The organism is Pseudonocardia sp. SID8383 (assembly GCF_009864975.1).
Classification (GTDB): domain Bacteria; phylum Actinomycetota; class Actinomycetes; order Mycobacteriales; family Pseudonocardiaceae; genus Pseudonocardia; species Pseudonocardia alni.
In genome coordinates this window covers 1-201 of the sequence record NZ_WWFY01000679.1, presented here as the reverse complement: position 1 = coordinate 201, position 201 = coordinate 1, and the positions used below count along the sequence as shown (strand labels likewise).

1 protein-coding gene is annotated in these 201 nt (G+C 65.7%); it reads left to right on the top strand.

Features of this window, described 5'->3' with window-relative positions:
- Positions 1 to 201: hypothetical protein (locus GTW08_RS16410; RefSeq protein WP_161152182.1), on the top strand; the 201-nt coding region annotated here is incomplete at both ends.

The window sequence follows — 201 nt, the reverse complement described above, 5'->3', positions numbered from 1 at the left end:
CTGACAAAGATCCGGCGGCAATGGTTCTCCAAGCGCAAGTCGATCGCCGCGATCCTGAAGGAGGTGATGACCAACGAGGCCTCCGTGCTGGTCGACACCGATGCCGCCAACAAGGCGGCCGATGCCGATCTCGCGCTGCAGGAGCTCGGCGCCGACTACACCGGCCAGGCCTATGTGACGGCGACCGTCGCCGTCTGGGAC